15 protein-coding genes are annotated in these 17159 nt (G+C 60.5%); 9 read left to right on the top strand and 6 right to left on the bottom strand.

All coding sequences use genetic code 11. The features are described 5' to 3' along the window. Position 1: 1 nt before the first annotated feature. The 4 genes from QOM10_RS06875 to QOM10_RS06860 all read right to left on the bottom strand — a co-directional run bounded on the left by QOM10_RS06875 (position 2) and on the right by QOM10_RS06860 (position 3148). A complete protein-coding gene (locus tag QOM10_RS06875) occupies positions 2–592 on the bottom strand; it encodes a YceI family protein (protein ID WP_316917780.1) in 591 nt (196 codons plus the stop codon). Between the two features lie 143 nt (positions 593–735). Then, positions 736–1032 carry an amidase gene (locus QOM10_RS06870; protein WP_127926142.1) on the bottom strand — a complete coding sequence of 99 codons (297 nt, stop codon included), beginning with the start codon at positions 1030–1032 and terminating at the stop codon, positions 736–738. Continuing rightward, on the bottom strand, positions 1029–2102 hold the full coding sequence (locus QOM10_RS06865; protein WP_316917779.1) for a serine hydrolase: 1074 nt from the start codon (positions 2100–2102) through the stop codon (positions 1029–1031). The genes QOM10_RS06870 and QOM10_RS06865 overlap by 4 nt, the downstream gene beginning before the upstream one ends. A gap of 167 nt (positions 2103–2269) precedes the next feature. Then, complete coding sequence (locus QOM10_RS06860; RefSeq protein ID WP_127926140.1) at positions 2270–3148, bottom strand: acyl-CoA dehydrogenase family protein; 879 nt, start codon at positions 3146–3148, stop codon at positions 2270–2272. A 153-nt stretch (positions 3149–3301) separates the two neighbouring features. On the opposite strand from QOM10_RS06860, the gene olsB reads away from it, so the two are divergent. Both olsB and QOM10_RS06850 read left to right on the top strand, forming a co-directional pair. Then, on the top strand, positions 3302–4057 hold the full coding sequence (gene olsB, locus QOM10_RS06855; RefSeq protein ID WP_016982801.1) for an L-ornithine N(alpha)-acyltransferase: 756 nt from the start codon (positions 3302–3304) through the stop codon (positions 4055–4057). Continuing rightward, positions 4057–4851: a lysophospholipid acyltransferase family protein gene (locus QOM10_RS06850; protein WP_316917778.1), complete on the top strand. Its 795-nt coding sequence runs from the start codon at positions 4057–4059 to the stop codon at positions 4849–4851. The genes olsB and QOM10_RS06850 overlap by 1 nt, the downstream gene beginning before the upstream one ends. Before the next feature lie 104 nt (positions 4852–4955). Here QOM10_RS06850 and QOM10_RS06845 read toward each other — a convergent pair whose 3' ends face one another. Beyond that, positions 4956–5540 carry an ACP phosphodiesterase gene (locus QOM10_RS06845; RefSeq protein ID WP_316917777.1) on the bottom strand — a complete coding sequence of 195 codons (585 nt, stop codon included), beginning with the start codon at positions 5538–5540 and terminating at the stop codon, positions 4956–4958. A 170-nt stretch (positions 5541–5710) separates the two neighbouring features. On the opposite strand from QOM10_RS06845, the gene QOM10_RS06840 reads away from it, so the two are divergent. From QOM10_RS06840 to QOM10_RS06830, 3 genes are read left to right on the top strand one after another with little or no spacing between them, the layout of a single operon-like run. Then, positions 5711–6013 (top strand): ArsR/SmtB family transcription factor, encoded by a 303-nt coding sequence (locus QOM10_RS06840; RefSeq protein ID WP_007917068.1) that lies wholly within the window; start codon positions 5711–5713, stop codon positions 6011–6013. Between the two features lie 34 nt (positions 6014–6047). Beyond that, the gene (locus QOM10_RS06835) at positions 6048–7214 is read left to right on the top strand and encodes an MFS transporter (protein ID WP_316917776.1); all 1167 of its coding nucleotides are present in this window, start codon (positions 6048–6050) and stop codon (positions 7212–7214) included. 28 nt (positions 7215–7242) lie between these two features. Further along, positions 7243–8292: an alkene reductase gene (locus QOM10_RS06830; RefSeq protein ID WP_316917775.1), complete on the top strand. Its 1050-nt coding sequence runs from the start codon at positions 7243–7245 to the stop codon at positions 8290–8292. 371 nt (positions 8293–8663) lie between these two features. On the opposite strand, the gene emhR is transcribed toward QOM10_RS06830, so the two are convergent. Further along, complete coding sequence (gene emhR, locus QOM10_RS06825) at positions 8664–9296, bottom strand: efflux system transcriptional repressor EmhR (protein ID WP_007917080.1); 633 nt, start codon at positions 9294–9296, stop codon at positions 8664–8666. A 266-nt stretch (positions 9297–9562) separates the two neighbouring features. Here emhR and QOM10_RS06820 point away from each other — a divergent pair, with 266 nt between their 5' ends. The 4 genes from QOM10_RS06820 (at position 9563) to QOM10_RS06805 (ending at position 16951) form a co-directional block, all read left to right on the top strand. Then, complete coding sequence (locus QOM10_RS06820; RefSeq protein ID WP_150749358.1) at positions 9563–10720, top strand: efflux RND transporter periplasmic adaptor subunit; 1158 nt, start codon at positions 9563–9565, stop codon at positions 10718–10720. A gap of 3 nt (positions 10721–10723) precedes the next feature. Further along, the gene (gene emhB / locus QOM10_RS06815) at positions 10724–13873 is read left to right on the top strand and encodes an efflux RND transporter permease subunit EmhB (RefSeq protein WP_127926134.1); all 3150 of its coding nucleotides are present in this window, start codon (positions 10724–10726) and stop codon (positions 13871–13873) included. Continuing rightward, the gene (gene emhC / locus QOM10_RS06810) at positions 13870–15330 is read left to right on the top strand and encodes an efflux RND transporter outer membrane subunit EmhC (RefSeq protein WP_127926133.1); all 1461 of its coding nucleotides are present in this window, start codon (positions 13870–13872) and stop codon (positions 15328–15330) included. The genes emhB and emhC overlap by 4 nt, the downstream gene beginning before the upstream one ends. Positions 15331–15691: 361 nt before the next feature. After that, positions 15692–16951: an OprD family porin gene (locus tag QOM10_RS06805; RefSeq protein ID WP_150749359.1), complete on the top strand. Its 1260-nt coding sequence runs from the start codon at positions 15692–15694 to the stop codon at positions 16949–16951. The last annotated feature ends 208 nt before the right edge of the window (positions 16952–17159 follow it).

Below are 17159 nucleotides of genomic sequence, written 5' to 3'. Positions count from 1 at the left end.
GTCAGCGCGCCGTGAAGATCAGCACCGCACCCACCGGCACCGACAGACTGATGGCCGACAGACCGGCGAGCTTGCGCAGGCTTTCCAGCCCTGGCAGCAGATCGAAATCCTCGGCGTTGATCACCAGCGGCTCCAGCGTCACCACCTGAAAGCGGCGATCATCAAGGCGCGTTGCCAAGAGTTCGGCCGGGTATTCATGTTGCTTGCCGTGCAGGTTGACGGTCAGCGGCAGACGCAATTCCAGTTGCGCACCGGGGGCCAGATCGTTGATCGGGCGCAGGTCGATCTGGGTGGTGATGGTCGCTTCGGGGAATTGCCCGATCTGGAACAGCTCCTTGCGCATGCGCTCGTCGCGCAGCGGGATGCCGCTGTTGATCGAGTCCAGCTCGACCTCGACTTCGGCGCGACCATTGGGATCGACCTTACCGTGCAGCACCAGAAAGCGCTGCACTTCGGAAACATTGGCGTTTTTCGTGCTGACGAACGACAGCCGCGACGACTCGCCGTCCAGATACCAATTGGCCTGCGCCGGCAGCGTGACGGCAGCGAGCAGCAGGCTGGACAGGGTTGCACACAGGGAGCGGTTGAACATTGAACACTCGTGGGGCCGATAAACCTGCACGAACCTTAACCGCCCCCAAAGTTATTGCAACATCAAGATCAAAAGATCGCAGCCTTCGGCAGCTCCTACAGGGTGGACCCGGTCATGTAGGAGCTGCCGAAGGCTGCGATCTTTTAAGGCTGTAAACGACAGCCTTGGCGTTCGCTCAACCATTGGGCGCGATTGCTGCGGCCCATGCCGCTGACGGTGATGGTTTTGCTGGCAGGGTCATCGGTGAACTGGCTGGTCGGCAGCCATTGTTTGACATAGCCACGGCAATACTCGGCACCGTTGTTCATCACATACCGGCACGAACAATATTCCTTGGCGGTGTAAGCGCTGATGATGTCCGGGAAAGCCCACAGATTTTCGCGCTCGTAGACAACCCAGCCGAGCAGCAGAACAAGCAGTAACAGCAAAAAGCGCTTCATGGCCGCACCGCCTTCAGCACGTGTTTGAGCAATTCGTTGTGGCGGTAGCTGCCGTCGCGGTCATCGCCATATCGCACGATCACCAGTTTCTCGCTGGGGATCACGTACAGCGCCTGGCCCCAATGACCAAGCGCGGCGAAGGTGTCCGGCGGTGCGTCGGGCCACGGTGACGCGTCGCCATCGGCCGGACGATTGAGCCACCATTGGCCGCCGGGCACCGCTTCGTCCTGATGAGCCTTGTAACCGGCGAAGGGTTCAAGGTTGAACGCGACCCAATCCTTGGGCAGCAATTGGCGATCATTCCAGCGCCCGTCGCGGGCCATCAACAGACCGACGCGCGCCAGATCCCGGGCTGTCAGATAAGCGTAAGACGACGCGACAAACGTGCCGCTGGCATCGGTTTCCCACACGGCGTGACGGATGCCCAACGGCTCGAACAAAGCCGTCCACGGATAATCCGAATAACGCTGCGACCCGACGATGGTTTTCAACGCCGCCGCGAGCAGGTTGCTGTCGCCGCTGGAATAGCGGAACGCCTGCCCGGGAGCGGCGTAGCTGTCGTGGTTAGCGGTGAACGCAGCCATATCGTGATGACCACGGGTGTAAAGCATCGCCACCACCGAGGACCTCAGCGGGGCATATTCGTAGTCTTCCTGCCAATCGATACCGGAGGCCCAGTGCAGCAGATCGGCGATTTTTATCTCCGGGTATTTTGCCAGTGGCGGGTAGAACTTTGCGGCGGGATCTTCGAGTTTGAACAGGCCTTCGCCGTATGCCACGCCGAGGACGGTGGCCATCAGGCTTTTACTGATCGACCAGGTCAGGTGCGGGGTTTGCTCGGTGGTCGGGCCGGCGTAGCGTTCGTAGAGGATCTGACCGTCGCGGATGATCAGCAGGGCATCGGTGCGGATGCCTTGGCGGGTTGCGTCGTCGCGAGGTGGGAAGGCGTAATTATCCAGCGCTCCTGTATCGGTGATCGTCGTGCCAGTTGGCCATTGTTCGCCGGGCCACTGTTCGGCTTGAACGGTGAAGCAGATCAGCAGCAGAAACAGGGGCAGGCCTTTGCACATGGTGAGGGCTCTTGGGGAGAACCTGCTGAGACTAGTCGGGGTTGATGACAGATGTGTGGTGATTTTGAGGGCGCCTTCGCGAGCAGGCTCGCTCCCACATTTTGAACGCATTTCAATTGAAGAAACGCGGTCCCCTGTGGGAGCGAGCCTGCTCGCGAAGGGGCCAGTCAATTCACCATCAAAGCCTTGGTCAACCGCTTGGCCCGAGCCCCCGCCGCCAACTGCATCACGCCTTGATCGCGCTGCCACATCTGCGCCCACTCTGCCGGCCCGTCAGCCAACGCCTGACTCACCTCCCCCTCCAGCGCCTCAAACTGCGCAAACAACCCACCCAGCAACACATGCCCGGCCGGATTGTTCGGCGGTTGCCGACTCGCCTCCGCGCACCCGGCCAACAGCGCCAGCAAACGCAATTGCAGCGCTTGCGGCCAGTCGCTGTCCTGTCCGACGCCATACAGCCACGCGGTCATCGCGCTCAGCACATAGACATCTTCCAGCGTGCGAAACGGTTTGACGTAAGCATCCCAACCATCACCGGCGAGCAACTCGCACAACGCCCCGTCAAGCTGCAACCGGCCATGACTGATGTCCGGCATCAACGGCAGCGCCGGCAGTTTTTCCACGGTCACGCCGGGCTCGCCGGGATACACCACGGCCAGACTCAGACGCGGACTTTCACCGGGCTCTTCACTGCGCGCAGCGATCAACAGCCAATCCGCCGCATCGCCGGCGGTGACGAAATCCTTGCGCCCACTCAGGCGTAAATCGGTGAGCCGCGTCTGCATGTCCGCCGGACGCAAACTGCGCTGTTCGGTCGCACACAATGCGCCAAGGCTCAGCGGCGCACTCGGCCACAACATGCGCAAAGCCGCTTGATACCCGACCAGAAACGCCAGCCCCGGCGTCGCCATTCGCCGCCCGCCCGCGACCGCCAATTCGAACGGCGTGACGTTGCCCAGTTGCTGCAACAACGTCGCAAAACCCTCGGCCAGGTCAGCAACGGCGGGCAATCGGTCACGGCTGTGCAGCAGATCTGGCCAGGGCATAAGAGGCTCCTTGTGGGCTGTCATATAAGCATCACCAAACTTTCATGGCGATGACACCGGGGCTACATAGCCTGACTTTGCACAACACGGCTGCATAAAGAAAGTCGATCGGCTGCAACCCACGACGGGTTAAAGGCCCGTACGGAGATTCACATGACTCAGATCGCCCGCATCAGCGACACCGGCAATGAACGCCGCCTGCAAGCCGAACGCCTGATCGGCGCCGAGGCCTTGCAGCAAGCCCAGGCCTTGCGCTTCAACGTCTTCAGCGGCGAGTTCAACGCCAAACTGAAAGGCGCGGAACTGGGTCTGGACATGGATGATTATGATGTTCACTGCAGCCACATCGGCGTGCGTGATTTGAACACCGGCCGTCTGGTGGCGACCACGCGTTTGCTCGATCACACCGCCGCCAGCAGCCTCGGCAAGTTCTACAGCGAAGAAGAATTCAGCCTGCACGGCCTCGCTCATCTGCAAGGGCCGATTCTGGAAATCGGCCGCACCTGCGTCGACCCGGCGTACCGCAACGGCGGCACCATCGCGGTGTTGTGGGGCGAGTTGGCCGAAGTATTGAATCAGGGCGGCTACAGCTATCTGATGGGCTGCGCGAGCATCCCGATGCAGGACGGCGGCATTCAGGCCCACGCGATCATGCAGCGCCTGCGCGAACGTTATCTGTGCACCGAAAACCTGCGCGCCGAGCCGAAAAATCCGCTGCCAACCCTGGATATTCCGTCCAACGTGATCGCCGAAATGCCGCCGCTGCTCAAGGCTTACATGCGTCTGGGCGCGAAGATCTGCGGTGAGCCGTGCTGGGACGAAGACTTCCAGGTCGCCGACGTGTTCATCCTGCTCAAACGCGACGAACTCTGCCCGCGCTACGCCAAGCACTTCAAGGCGGCTGTGTAATGAGCCGGTTGCGCGTGTACGCGCGGATCGCGCGGGTGCTGTTGGTGGTTTCGCTGGGTTTGACCATGGCCAGCGTCTTCGGCGTGATTGAACGGATTGGCCTGGCGCATTCGATGGAGCGGCGTCAGCGCTGGTCGCGCTTCTTCATGGCGCGCCTGAGCAATGCCCTGCCCTTTCGCGTGACGGTTCACGGTGAACTGCCGAAACAGCCGATGCTGTGGGTCAGCAACCACGTTTCATGGACGGACATTCCACTGCTCGGCATGCTCACGCCGCTGTCGTTTTTGTCCAAGGCCGAGGTGCGTACCTGGCCGGTGGCCGGTTGGCTCGCGGCGAAGGCCGGCAGCCTGTTCATCCGTCGCGGTTCGGGCGACAGCCAGTTGATCCGCAAGCAGATGACCCGTCACCTGCAAACCGATCACGCCTTGCTGATGTTCCCGGAAGGCACCACCACCGATGGCCGTTCGCTGCGAACCTTTCATGGTCGCTTGCTGGCGGCGGCGATTGATTCCGAGGTGATGCTGCAACCGGTGGCGATCCGTTATCTGCGCGATGGCGAAATCGATGCGCTGGCGCCGTTCATTGGCGACGATGATCTGCTCTCGCACCTGATGCGCCTGTTCAGCAATGATTGCGGCGATGTCGAAGTGCACTTGCTCAAGCCGATGGCCTGTCAAGGGCGTGAGCGTGCGGCGTTGGCGTTTGAAGCGCAGCAGGCGGTGCAGAAGGCGTTGTTTGGTGAGGTGGCGAAACCGGCCGAACCGCGTCGTGCAGGCGAATTGATTGCCGCCTGAAACACAAATCCCCTGTAGGAGTGAGCCTGCTCGCGATAGCGGTATCTCAGCCAATATAGATGCTGAATGACACGCCGCCTTCGCGAGCAGGCTCGCTCCCACATTTAGATCTTCAGTGATTCGGGGTTTTGGGCGAAGTCTTGGAGTTGGGGGTAGAACAAGCGGAAGTCGTCACTCAACGGCTCATACAACCGCCGCAATTCCTCCATCGCCCCCGCCAGTTCCTCCGGACGGCTCAGTCGCCGCGAGATCCCGCGCAACACCTGCTCCAGCACTTCAAACTGCTGATACGAACCCAACCAGTCATTGGCAACCATGTGCGGGGCGATCTTCGCCAGTCGCTCGGGCAGTTGCCGCTCGCGGGTCAGAACCCGATAAACGTCAGCGGTGAAAACCTCCAGCGGCTGATCGGCATACAGCCGCCAGTCCCGCGCCAGGCAATGATCGAAAAACACATCGAGCACAATCCCGGCATAACGCCGACGCGTGTCGGAAAACCGTCCCAGGGCGATGTCCACCAGCGGATGGCGATCGGTAAACACGTCAATCCGTCGATGCAGTTGAATGGCCGCCTCCACCTCCGGCGCAAACTGCCCTTGCAGCCGGCCTTTGACGAAATCGCCATAAAGGCTGCCGAGCAGTTGCCCGGGGCGCTGGCCACCGAGGTGTAAATGTGCGAGATAGTTCATGGGCGCAGCTTAGCACTGCGACCCACAAGCCATACACCCACGTATCGTTATAACGCGATATACCAATTTATGCTGACGTCAGATCAAAATCATATTGGTGTATCGCGATCTAACGATTTATATTTCGCCACATCGCGATATAGCGTTGTACACATTGTGAGCACCCTGCCATGAACCTCGACCTCGACGAAATAATAAAAGCCCTGGCGCACCCAGTACGGCGAGACATCCTCAACTGGCTGAAAGACCCGAAGAACGAATTTCCGGAACAGTTGCACAACCACGAATACGGCATCTGCGCCGGGCAGATCGATCAACGCTGCGGCCTGTCGCAGTCGACCGTTTCTGCGCACCTCGCGACGTTGCAACGCGCCGGTCTGATCAGCAGCCAGAAGGCCGGGCAATGGCACTTTTTCAAACGTAACGAGGACGTGATCCAGGCGTTCCTCAGCACCCTCAGTAAAGAGCTCTGACCCTTAACGTCAGCCAGCCGACAAGGAAACCTGCATGCCCCTCTCGCTACTCATACTCGCCTTGAGCGCCTTCGCCATCGGCACCACCGAATTCGTCATCATGGGCCTGCTGCCCGATGTGGCGGCCGACCTCGGTGTGTCGATCCCCGGCGCCGGCTGGCTGGTGACCGGTTACGCCCTCGGCGTGGCGATCGGTGCGCCGTTCATGGCAATGGCCACCGCCAGACTGCCGCGCAAAGCAGCACTGGTGGCGTTGATGGGCATTTTTATTGTCGGCAACTTGCTCTGCGCCATTGCCAGTGATTACAACGTGCTGATGTTTGCCCGCGTGATCACCGCGCTGTGCCACGGTGCGTTCTTCGGCATCGGTTCGGTGGTAGCGGCCAATCTGGTGCCGGCCAACAAGCGTGCGTCGGCGGTAGCGTTGATGTTCACCGGTCTGACCCTGGCCAACGTCCTCGGTGTACCGCTGGGCACTGCGCTGGGTCAGCAATATGGCTGGCGCTCGACATTCTGGGCGGTGACCGTTATCGGTGTGATTGCGCTGATCGGCCTGATCCGCTTCCTGCCGGCCAAGCGTGAAGAAGAAAAACTCGACATGCGCGCCGAACTCGCCGCCCTCAAAGGTGCCGGGATCTGGCTGTCGCTGAGCATGACCGCGCTGTTCGCCGCGTCCGTCTTCACCCTGTTCACCTACGTTGCCCCGCTGCTCGGCGAAGTCACCGGCGTGTCGCCCCGTGGCGTGACCTGGACACTGATGCTGATCGGCCTGGGCCTGACCGTCGGCAACATCATCGGCGGCAAACTCGCCGACAAAGGCATGGCCGCCACGCTGATCGGCGTATTCATCGCCATGGCCGTGGTCTCCACCGTGCTGACCTGGACCAGCGTCGCGCTGATCCCGACCGAAATCACCCTGTTCCTCTGGGCCACCGCGTGTTTCGCCGCCGTGCCGGCGCTGCAAGTCAACGTGGTGACCTTCGGCAAAGCCGCACCGAACCTGGTGTCGACCCTGAACATCGGCGCCTTCAACGTCGGTAACGCGCTCGGCGCCTGGGTTGGCGGCAGTGTCATCGCCCACGGCTTCGGCCTGACCAGCGTACCGCTCGCAGCCGCCGCCCTGGCCGTGCTCGCCCTGCTGGTGACGCTGATTACTTTCCGTCAGAACGGCAATGCCGATCTGGCCCCGGCAACTAACTGATTACTTTCCACTTACGAGGGTTGTAGACATGGCAACTATTTTCGATCCGATCAAACTCGGCGACATCGAGCTGGCCAACCGCATCATCATGGCCCCATTGACCCGCTGCCGCGCCGACGAAGGTCGCGTGCCAAACGCGTTGATGGCCGAGTACTACGTACAGCGTGCTTCCGCTGGCCTGATCCTCAGCGAAGCCACCTCGGTGACGCCAATGGGCGTTGGCTACCCGGACACCCCGGGCATCTGGTCCAACGATCAAGTGCGCGGCTGGGCCAACGTGACCAAAGCCATTCACGCTGCCGGCGGCAAGATCTTCCTGCAACTGTGGCACGTCGGCCGGGTTTCCCACCCGTCGTACCTCAACGGTGAAGCACCCGTCGCTCCGAGCGCGATCCAGCCGAAAGGTCACGTCAGCCTGGTTCGCCCACTGGCCGACTACCCGACTCCGCGTGCACTGGAAACCGCTGAAATCGCCGACATCGTCGACGCCTACCGCACCGGCGCCGAAAACGCCAAAGCGGCCGGTTTCGACGGCGTGGAAATCCACGGCGCCAACGGTTACCTGCTCGACCAGTTCCTGCAAAGCAGCACCAACCAGCGCACCGACAATTACGGTGGCTCGCTGGAAAACCGTGCGCGCCTGCTGCTGGAAGTGACTGACGCCGCGATCGAAGTCTGGGGCGCCGGCCGTGTCGGTGTGCACCTGGCACCGCGCGCTGACTCCCACGATATGGGCGACGAAAACCTGGCGGAAACCTTCACTTACGTGGCTCGTGAGCTGGGCAAACGCGGCATCGCGTTCATCTGCTCCCGTGAGAAAGAAGGTGCCGACAGCCTCGGTCCACAACTGAAAGAAGCTTTCGGTGGCCCGTACATCGCCAACGAAAAATTCACCAAGGACAGCGCCAATGAATGGCTGGCCAGCGGCAAGGCTGACGCTGTGGCGTTCGGCGTGCCGTTCATTGCCAACCCGGATCTGCCGGCTCGTCTGAAGGCTGATGCGCCGCTTAATGATGCGCACCCGGAAACCTTCTACGGCAAAGGCCCGGTCGGTTATATCGACTATCCAGCGCTGTAAGAAGCAGAAACACAAAGCCCCCGACTTGTGAGAGTCGGGGGCTTTTTTGTGTTCGCCTGGAGAGTTATTGCGCGGCTGAGTACGTAGCCCCTCACCCCAGCCCTCTCCCGAGGGAGAGGGAGCCGATCAGGGAATGTTCGGGACCTGAGTTCGACTGGACTTTTCACGTCGGCGTATCTCGAAAGAACACCTCGGTCAGTCCCCTCTCCCTCTGGGAGAGGGCTAGGGTGAGGGCAAGCGGCCAACACTTGTTCACACAGACGACACAAATTCCCTACAAAATGCGTAGCTCGCTACGTATAAACTCCCCGCCGCAAACGTATATAAAGGCAGGCCAATTGACATAAGCTGTGCCAATTACGCATTTTGTTTCATTTGCGCAGGCTGGGGCTCAGGCGCAGCATATCCAACCCTGTATCGACCCAACGCTCGGCCTCGGCATGTAGCTCAAAGCTGTCCGGCGCCAGAAGCCATCCATACAGAAGGCCATCGATATAGCTGTGAATGCTGATGGCCGCGCGGGCAGTGTCGAGATCTTCCGGCAACTGGCCGCGATTCACCGCATTACGCAACGTCAGAGCGATGCGCTCATTGCAATCGAGACTGACGTCCCGGCGCTGCTGGCGCAAATCGCACATTTCATCGGTGAACTCGCACTTATGAAACAGAATTTCGTTGATACGCCGGGTTTTCGGGTCCAGCGCAACTTGATGAAACAAATGAATCAGCAGTTGGCGCATGCAGCCCAGCGGATCGAGCTCGTCTTCACTTTCGCTGGCTCTGGCCAGTTCATCCAGCGGCTCACGCAACGAATCGAGCATCGCCTGCACCAGATCGGCCTTGTTGCTGAAATGCCAGTAAATGGCACCGCGCGTGACGCCGGCCAGGGCCGCGATATCCGCCAGGGTCGTGCGCGCAACGCCCCTTTCATAAAAGGCTTTCTCTGCCGCTTCCAGAATCTGGCTACGGGTCTCCTGAGCTTCCTCTTTGGTACGACGGACCATGGCAGTAAAACCTCAAACAGGATGTTTCAGGGATGGCTGAATATCCGCTGAATAAAGAGGGGGCGATCTCTCATGAATCGGCTCCCCAGCCTACAATTTCAAACCTTGCGCCGTTTTTTGTAACAGGGTGGATACGACGCCAGGGTGTTTACAAACAACCATGAACGTAAGTATATTCCTTAGCAAGCTACTTATCCACCCGGTAACCTTTTTTTACCCTTCCACACTTCTTGTGCGCTTTTCGCGCGCCTGACCCGAGGATTTTCATGCAATTCAAGCCAGCTGTTACCGCTCTGGTCACTGCCGTCGCCCTGGCATCGCTGCTCAGCGGATGTAAAAAGGAAGAAGCGGCCCCGGCCGCTCCACCGCCTCAGGTCGGCGTCGTCACCCTGCAACCACAAGCCTTTACCCTCACGTCGGAACTGCCGGGCCGCACCAGTGCGTTCCGCATCGCTGAAGTTCGCCCGCAGGTCAACGGCATCATTCTCAAGCGTCTGTTCAAGGAAGGCGGCGATGTCAAAGCCGGCCAGCAGCTGTATCAGATCGATCCGTCGGTCTATGAAGCGACCCTGAAAAGCGCTGAAGCCAACCTGCGTTCGACCAAGTCGATCTCCGACCGCTACAAGCAACTGGTCGACGAGCAGGCCGTGAGCCGTCAGGAATACGACACCGCCGTGTCCAACCGCATGGAATCGGAAGCGTCGTTGCAGACCGCGCAGATCAACGTGCGTTACACCAAGGTGTACGCGCCGATCTCCGGCCGCATCGGTCGTTCTTCGGTCACCGAAGGTGCACTGGTCAGCAATGGCCAGACCGACGCGATGGCAACGATCCAGCAACTGGACCCGATCTACGTCGACGTCACCCAGTCCTCGGTTGAACTGCTGGAGCTGCGCCGCGAGCTGGAAAGCGGTCGCCTGCAGAAGTCCGGCGATACCGCCGCAGCGGTCAAACTGACCCTGGAAGACGGCAGCCAGTACAAGCTTGACGGTAAGCTGGAATTCTCCGAAGTCACGGTTGACCCGACTACCGGTTCCGTGACCTTGCGCGCCGTGTTCCCGAACCCGGATCACACCCTGCTGCCAGGCATGTTCGTCCGCGCCCAGTTGCAGGCCGGCGTCAACGCTGCGGCCATTCTGGCGCCGCAACAAGGCGTGACCCGTGACCTCAAAGGCACTCCGACCGCACTGGTCGTCGGCGCCGATAACAAGGTCGAACTGCGTCAGCTCAAGGCCAGCCGCACCGTCGGCAGCCAGTGGCTGATCGAAGACGGCCTGAAGGCCGGCGATCGCTTGATCACCGAAGGCCTGCAGTACGTGCGTCCAGGTGTTCAGGTCAACCCGACCGAAGCCACTAACGTAGGCAACAAGAACCCGGCCCCCGCTCAGGCAGCTGACAAAGCCGCCGGCGGCAAAGGGGAGTAATCCATGTCAAAATTCTTCATCGACCGTCCGATTTTCGCTTGGGTAATTGCCCTGGTGATCATGCTGGTCGGGGCACTTTCGATCCTGAAATTGCCGATCAACCAGTACCCGAGCATTGCGCCGCCGGCCATTGCGATCTCCGTGACCTACCCGGGCGCTTCGGCGCAAACCGTGCAGGACACCGTGGTCCAGGTGATCGAGCAGCAGCTCAACGGTATCGACAACCTGCGTTATGTGTCCTCGGAAAGTAACTCCGACGGCAGCATGACCATCACCGCGACCTTCGAGCAAGGCACCAACTCCGACACCGCGCAGGTGCAGGTTCAGAACAAGCTGAACCTCGCTACCCCGCTGTTGCCGCAGGAAGTGCAGCAACAAGGTATCCGCGTCACCAAGGCAGTGAAAAACTTCCTCTTGGTGATCGGTGTGGTCTCGCGTGACGGCAGCATGACCAAGGATGACTTGTCCAACTACATCGTGTCGAACATGCAGGACCCGATCTCGCGGACCGCCGGTGTCGGTGACTTCCAGGTCTTCGGTGCCCAGTACGCGATGCGCATCTGGCTCGATCCGGCCAAGCTGAACAAGTACAACCTGACCCCGTCTGATGTCAGCTCCGCCATCTCGGCGCAGAACGTCCAGGTGTCGTCCGGTCAGCTCGGCGGTTTGCCGGCGCTGCCAGGTCAGCAACTGAACGCGACGATCATCGGCAAGACCCGTCTGCAGACCGCTGAGCAGTTCAAGGCGATTCTGCTGAAGGTCAATCAGGACGGCTCGCAAGTGCGCGTCGGTGATGTCGCCGATGTCGGTCTGGGTGGTGAGAACTCGACCATTTCCGCACAGTTCAACGGCAAACCGTCCTCCGGTCTGGCGGTAAAACTGGCCAACGGCGCCAACGCCCTCGACACCGCCAAAGCCCTGCGCAAGACGATTGACGAACTCAAGCCGTTCTTCCCGCAAGGCATGGAAGTGGTGTTCCCGTACGACACCACCCCGGTGGTGACCGAGTCGATCAAGGGTGTGGTTGAAACCCTGGTCGAAGCGATCGTGCTGGTGTTCCTGGTGATGTTCCTGTTCCTGCAGAACTTCCGCGCTACCGTCATCACCACGATGACTGTGCCGGTGGTATTGCTCGGTACGTTCGGCATCCTCGCGGCATTCGGTTTCAGCATCAACACCCTGACCATGTTCGGCATGGTGTTGGCCATCGGCTTGCTGGTGGACGACGCCATCGTGGTGGTGGAAAACGTCGAGCGGGTGATGAGCGAGGAAGGCTTGTCACCGAAGGAAGCGACCAAGAAGTCCATGGGCCAGATCCAGGGCGCCCTGGTCGGTATCGCGCTGGTGCTGTCGGCGGTATTGCTGCCGATGGCGTTCTTCAGCGGTTCCACCGGTGTGATCTACAAGCAGTTCTCGATCACCATCGTCTCGGCCATGGCCCTGTCGGTACTGGTCGCGCTGATCTTCACCCCGGCGCTGTGCGCAACCATGCTCAAGGCAATTCCGAAAGGCGAGCATGGCACGCCGAAGAAGGGTTTCTTTGGCTGGTTCAACCGCAATTTCGACCGTGGTGTGCAGAGCTACGAGCGCGGTGTCGGCAACATGCTGTCGCGCAAAGCGCCGTACCTGCTCGCCTATCTGCTGATCGTGGTCGGCATGATCTGGCTGTTCACCCGTATTCCAACCGCGTTCCTGCCGGAAGAAGACCAAGGCGTACTGTTCGCCCAGGTGCAAACCCCGGCCGGCTCCAGTGCCGAACGTACCCAAGTCGTGATCGACGAAATGCGTTCCTACCTGCTGGAGAAAGAATCCGGTGCGGTGTCCTCGGTGTTCACCGTTAACGGCTTCAACTTCGCCGGTCGCGGTCAGAGCTCGGGTCTGGCGTTCATCATGCTCAAACCGTGGGACGAGCGTGACGCGAGCAACAGCGTGTTCGCCCTCGCCCAGCGTGCGCAGCAACACTTCTTCAGCTTCCGCGACGCGATGGTGTTTGCTTTCGCCCCGCCAGCGGTACTGGAATTGGGTAACGCCACCGGTTTCGACGTGTTCCTGCAGGACCGTGCCGGTATCGGTCACGAAAAACTGATGGAGGCGCGCAACCAGTTCCTCGGTCTGGCCGCGCAGAGCAAGGTGCTTTATCAGGTGCGTCCGAACGGCTTGAACGACGAGCCGCAATACCACCTGGAAATCGACGATCAGAAGGCCCAGGCCCTCGGCGTGAGCATTGCCGACATCAACAGCACGCTGTCGATCTCCTTCGGTAGTAGCTACGTCAACGACTTCATCGACCGTGGTCGGGTGAAGAAGGTGTACGTGCAAGGTCAGGCCGGTGCTCGCATGAGCCCTGAAGACTTGAAGAAGTGGTACGTGCGCAACAGCGCCGGGACCATGGTGCCGTTCTCCGCGTTCGCCAAGGGCGAGTGGATCTACGGTTCGCCCAAACTGGCGCGTTACAACGGTGTAGAAGCGATGGAGATCCTCGGTTCTCCGGCGCCGGGTTACTCCACCGGTGATGCGATGGCCGAAGTCGAAGCGATTGCCAAGAAGCTGCCGGCGGGTGTCGGTATCTCCTGGACGGGTCTGTCTTATGAGGAACGTCTGTCCGGCTCGCAAGCGCCGGCGCTGTACGCCCTGTCGCTGCTGATGGTGTTCCTGTGTCTGGCGGCGCTGTACGAGAGCTGGTCGATTCCGATCGCGGTTATGCTCGTGGTGCCGCTGGGGATCATCGGTGCGCTGCTGGCCACCAGCCTGCGCGGTCTGTCCAACGACGTGTACTTCCAGGTCGGCCTGTTGACGACCATCGGTCTGGCGGCTAAAAACGCCATTCTGATCGTCGAGTTCGCCAAGGAACTGCATGAGCAAGGGCGCAGCCTGCGGGATGCGGCGATTGAAGCGTGCCGCATGCGTCTGCGACCGATCATCATGACCTCGCTGGCCTTCGTCCTCGGTGTTGTACCGTTGGCGATTTCCACGGGCGCCGGTTCAGGCAGTCAACATGCGATCGGTACGGGCGTGATTGGCGGTATGCTCACGGCCACGATCCTGGCGATCTTCTGGGTCCCACTGTTCTTCGTTACGGTTTCGTCCCTGGGCCAGCGTAAAATCGCTGACGAGGATGAAGCTACTGAAACTCCTAAAGAGGCTGGCCAATGAGCAAGTCGCTACTCTCCATCGCAGTCGCCGCCTTCGTGCTGAGCGGTTGCTCGCTGATACCTGACTATCAGCAGCCTGAGGCTCCGGTCGCAGGTCAGTTCCCGCAGGGGCCGGCGTATTCGCCGGCCCAGGCTCCGGCGCAGGCCGCTGCCGAGCAGGGCTGGAAACAGTTTTTTCATGACCCGGCGCTGCAACAGCTGATTCAGGTTTCGCTGGAAAACAACCGTGACCTGCGTGTCGCGGCACTGAACATCGACGCTTATGCGGCTCAATACCGCATCCAGCGTGCCGACCTGTTCCCGGCGGTTTCGGCCAATGCAAGCGGCAGCCGTCAGCGAGTTCCGGCTCGTGCATCGCAGACCGGTGAAGCGGGCATCACCAGTTCCTACTCGGCCACCGTCGGCATCAGCGCCTACGAACTCGACCTGTTCGGTCGGGTTCGCAGCCTTAGCGAACAAGCGTTGCAACAGTACTTCGCCACCGAAGAAGCACGGCGCAGCACCCAGATCAGTCTGGTCGCCAGCGTCGCCAACGCTTACCTGACCTGGCAAGCGGACAAGGAACTGCTCAAGCTGACCCAGGACACCCTCGGTGCCTTCGAAGAAAGCTACAAGCTGACCAGCCGCAGCAACGAAGTCGGTGTGGCTTCGGCGCTGGATCTGGCGCAGTCGCGCACCTCGGTCGAGAACGCCCGGGCACAACTGGCGCGTTACACCCGCCAGGTGGCACAGGACGAAAACAGCCTGACGCTGCTGCTCGGCACCGGTATCCCGGCCAATCTGCAAGCGGCCAAGCCGCTGTCGGATGACCTGCTCAGCGACGTACCGGCCGGTCTGCCTTCGGACCTGCTGCAACGTCGTCCGGATATCCTGCAAGCGGAATACAACCTGAAAGCGGCCAACGCCAACATCGGCGCGGCCCGTGCAGCGTTCTTCCCGAGCATCAGCCTGACCGCCAACGCGGGCAGCCTGAGCCCGGATCTGTCCGGCCTGTTCAAGGGTGGTTCGGGAACGTGGCTGTTCCAGCCGCAGATCAACCTGCCGATCTTCAACGCCGGCAGCCTGCGCGCCAGCCTCGACTACGCCAAGATCCAGAAGGACATCGGCGTGGCGAACTACGAGAAGTCCATTCAAACGGCCTTCCAGGAAGTCGCCGACGGCCTGGCCGCCCGCCAGACCTACACCGAACAGCTGCAAGCGCAGCGTGACTTCGTTCAGGCCAACCAGGATTACTACCGTCTGGCCGAACGTCGCTACCGCATCGGCGTCGACAGCAACCTGACCTTCCTCGATGCCCAGCGTCAGCTGTTCAGCGCGCAACAAGCGCTGATCACCGACCGCCTCGCGCAGCTGACCAGTGCGGTCAACCTGTACAAGGCCCTGGGCGGTGGCTGGAATGCGCAGACCGCGCAGAACGAACCGCTGAAAGAAGAAGCACCGAAGATGAAGTTGTTCTGATCATCATCAGGTGAACACAAGGAGCCCACCGATTGGTGGGCTTTTTGTTGCCTGTCAGAAAGGTATGTTGTTTGGGCTGGCCTGCTCGCGAAGAGGCCCGCACATTCAACCAAAAACCCGGCTTAATCTTGCGTTCGATAATCGCCCAAAACCCGCTTTACCCAATTGAATCCGAACATCCGCCCCCCGCACCATTCGATCAACAAAACCAATAACAACAGGTTCGACACCATGCTCCCGCGCCCTGCTCCGACCGGCTGATCGCCGTCGCTTCACCCCCTGAATTCATCGCATTTCTGCACCGTAAAAAACGGCCGCAGCGCACCCGTTCGCCTTAAAAAAACAAGAGAGACCCGAGCCCATGACAGCTTCCCCTGCGCCTTACGCATTTCCCGGTCTGATCGCCCTGGCTCTAGCCAGCGCGGCGCTGCCCGCTGCGGCTGAAGAAGCCGGCTTCATCGAGGGCGCGAAGGTCAACCTGAACCTGCGCAACTTCTACATCAATCGCAACTTCACCAACCCGACCAAGGCCCAGGGCAAGGCTGAAGAATGGACGCAGAGCTTCATTCTCGACGCCAGATCCGGCTTCACCCAAGGTACCGTCGGCTTCGGCATGGATGTGCTCGGCCTGTATTCGGTAAAGCTCGATGGCGGCAAAGGCACGGGCGGCACCCAGTTATTGCCGCTGGATCGCGACGGTCGTCCGGCCGACAACTTCGGCCGCACCAACGTCGCCTTCAAAGCCAAGCTTTCGCAGACCGAAGTGAAGGTCGGTGAGTGGATGCCGGTGCTGCCGATCCTGCGTTCGGACGACGGCCGCTCGCTGCCGCAGACCTTCCGCGGTGGGCAGATCACTTCGAAGGAAATCGACGGCCTGACCCTCTACGGCGGCCAGTTCCGCGCCAACAGCCCGCGCGACGACAGCAGCATGAGCGACATGTCGATGACCGGCAAAGCGGCATTCACCTCTGATCGCTTCAACTTTCAGGGCGGTGAGTACGTTTTCAACGAAAAACGCACACAGATCGGCCTGTGGAATGCCGAACTCAAAGACATCTACAGCCAGCAATACGTCAACCTGATCCACAGCCAGCCACTCGGCGACTGGACCCTCGGCGCCAACCTTGGCTTCTTCTACGGCAAGGACGATGGCAGCGCCCGCGCCGGCGACCTCGACAACAAAACCTGGTCGGGGATGTTCTCGGCGAAGTACGGCGGCAACACCTTCTACGTCGGCCTGCAGAAACTCACCGGCGACAGCGCCTGGATGCGCGTCAACGGCACCAGCGGCGGCACGCTGGCCAACGACAGCTACAACGCCAGCTACGACAATGCGCAGGAACGCTCCTGGCAACTGCGTCACGACTACAACTTCGTGGCATTGGGCATCCCCGGCCTGACCCTGATGAACCGCTACATCAGCGGCGACAACGTGCACACCGGGACGATCACCGACGGCAAGGAATGGGGCCGCGAATCGGAACTGGGCTACACCGTGCAGAGCGGCGCGCTGAAGGATCTGAACGTCAGATGGCGCAACTCGACCATGCGTCGGGACTTCAGCAATAACGAGTTTGACGAGAATCGACTCATCGTCAGCTACCCGATCAGCCTCCTCTAAACACTGATATTCCCCTGTGGGAGCGAGCCTGCTCGCGAAGAGGGCTTAACATTCAACAGAGATGTTGACTGATACACCGCCTTCGCGAGCAGGCTCGCTCCCACATTGGTTCTGAGCCATTGGTCAGGAGAAGTGGCACTTCGCCGGCCGGCAGGTAAAGTGACAAAACCTGAAGGATTCAGGTGCTTCACCTTTCCGCTTCCGTCGT

Origin of the sequence: Pseudomonas sp. P108 (genome assembly GCF_032613195.1) — a bacterium.
Taxonomy (GTDB): Bacteria; Pseudomonadota; Gammaproteobacteria; order Pseudomonadales; family Pseudomonadaceae; genus Aquipseudomonas.
Note: the sequence above shows the minus strand (reverse complement) of the source record. Positions and strands in the feature narration are given on the sequence as shown.

Coding starts and splice junctions, on each gene's coding strand:
- QOM10_RS06875 (WP_316917780.1), bottom strand. CDS start 592: ATGTTCAACCGCTCCCTGTGTGCAACCCTGTCCAGCCTGCTGCTCGCT.
- QOM10_RS06870 (WP_127926142.1), bottom strand. CDS start 1,032: ATGAAGCGCTTTTTGCTGTTACTGCTTGTTCTGCTGCTCGGCTGGGTT.
- QOM10_RS06865 (WP_316917779.1), bottom strand. CDS start 2,102: ATGTGCAAAGGCCTGCCCCTGTTTCTGCTGCTGATCTGCTTCACCGTT.
- QOM10_RS06860 (WP_127926140.1), bottom strand. CDS start 3,148: ATGCCCTGGCCAGATCTGCTGCACAGCCGTGACCGATTGCCCGCCGTT.
- olsB (WP_016982801.1), top strand. CDS start 3,302: ATGACTCAGATCGCCCGCATCAGCGACACCGGCAATGAACGCCGCCTG.
- QOM10_RS06850 (WP_316917778.1), top strand. CDS start 4,057: ATGAGCCGGTTGCGCGTGTACGCGCGGATCGCGCGGGTGCTGTTGGTG.
- QOM10_RS06845 (WP_316917777.1), bottom strand. CDS start 5,540: ATGAACTATCTCGCACATTTACACCTCGGTGGCCAGCGCCCCGGGCAA.
- QOM10_RS06840 (WP_007917068.1), top strand. CDS start 5,711: ATGAACCTCGACCTCGACGAAATAATAAAAGCCCTGGCGCACCCAGTA.
- QOM10_RS06835 (WP_316917776.1), top strand. CDS start 6,048: ATGCCCCTCTCGCTACTCATACTCGCCTTGAGCGCCTTCGCCATCGGC.
- QOM10_RS06830 (WP_316917775.1), top strand. CDS start 7,243: ATGGCAACTATTTTCGATCCGATCAAACTCGGCGACATCGAGCTGGCC.
- emhR (WP_007917080.1), bottom strand. CDS start 9,296: ATGGTCCGTCGTACCAAAGAGGAAGCTCAGGAGACCCGTAGCCAGATT.
- QOM10_RS06820 (WP_150749358.1), top strand. CDS start 9,563: ATGCAATTCAAGCCAGCTGTTACCGCTCTGGTCACTGCCGTCGCCCTG.
- emhB (WP_127926134.1), top strand. CDS start 10,724: ATGTCAAAATTCTTCATCGACCGTCCGATTTTCGCTTGGGTAATTGCC.
- emhC (WP_127926133.1), top strand. CDS start 13,870: ATGAGCAAGTCGCTACTCTCCATCGCAGTCGCCGCCTTCGTGCTGAGC.
- QOM10_RS06805 (WP_150749359.1), top strand. CDS start 15,692: ATGACAGCTTCCCCTGCGCCTTACGCATTTCCCGGTCTGATCGCCCTG.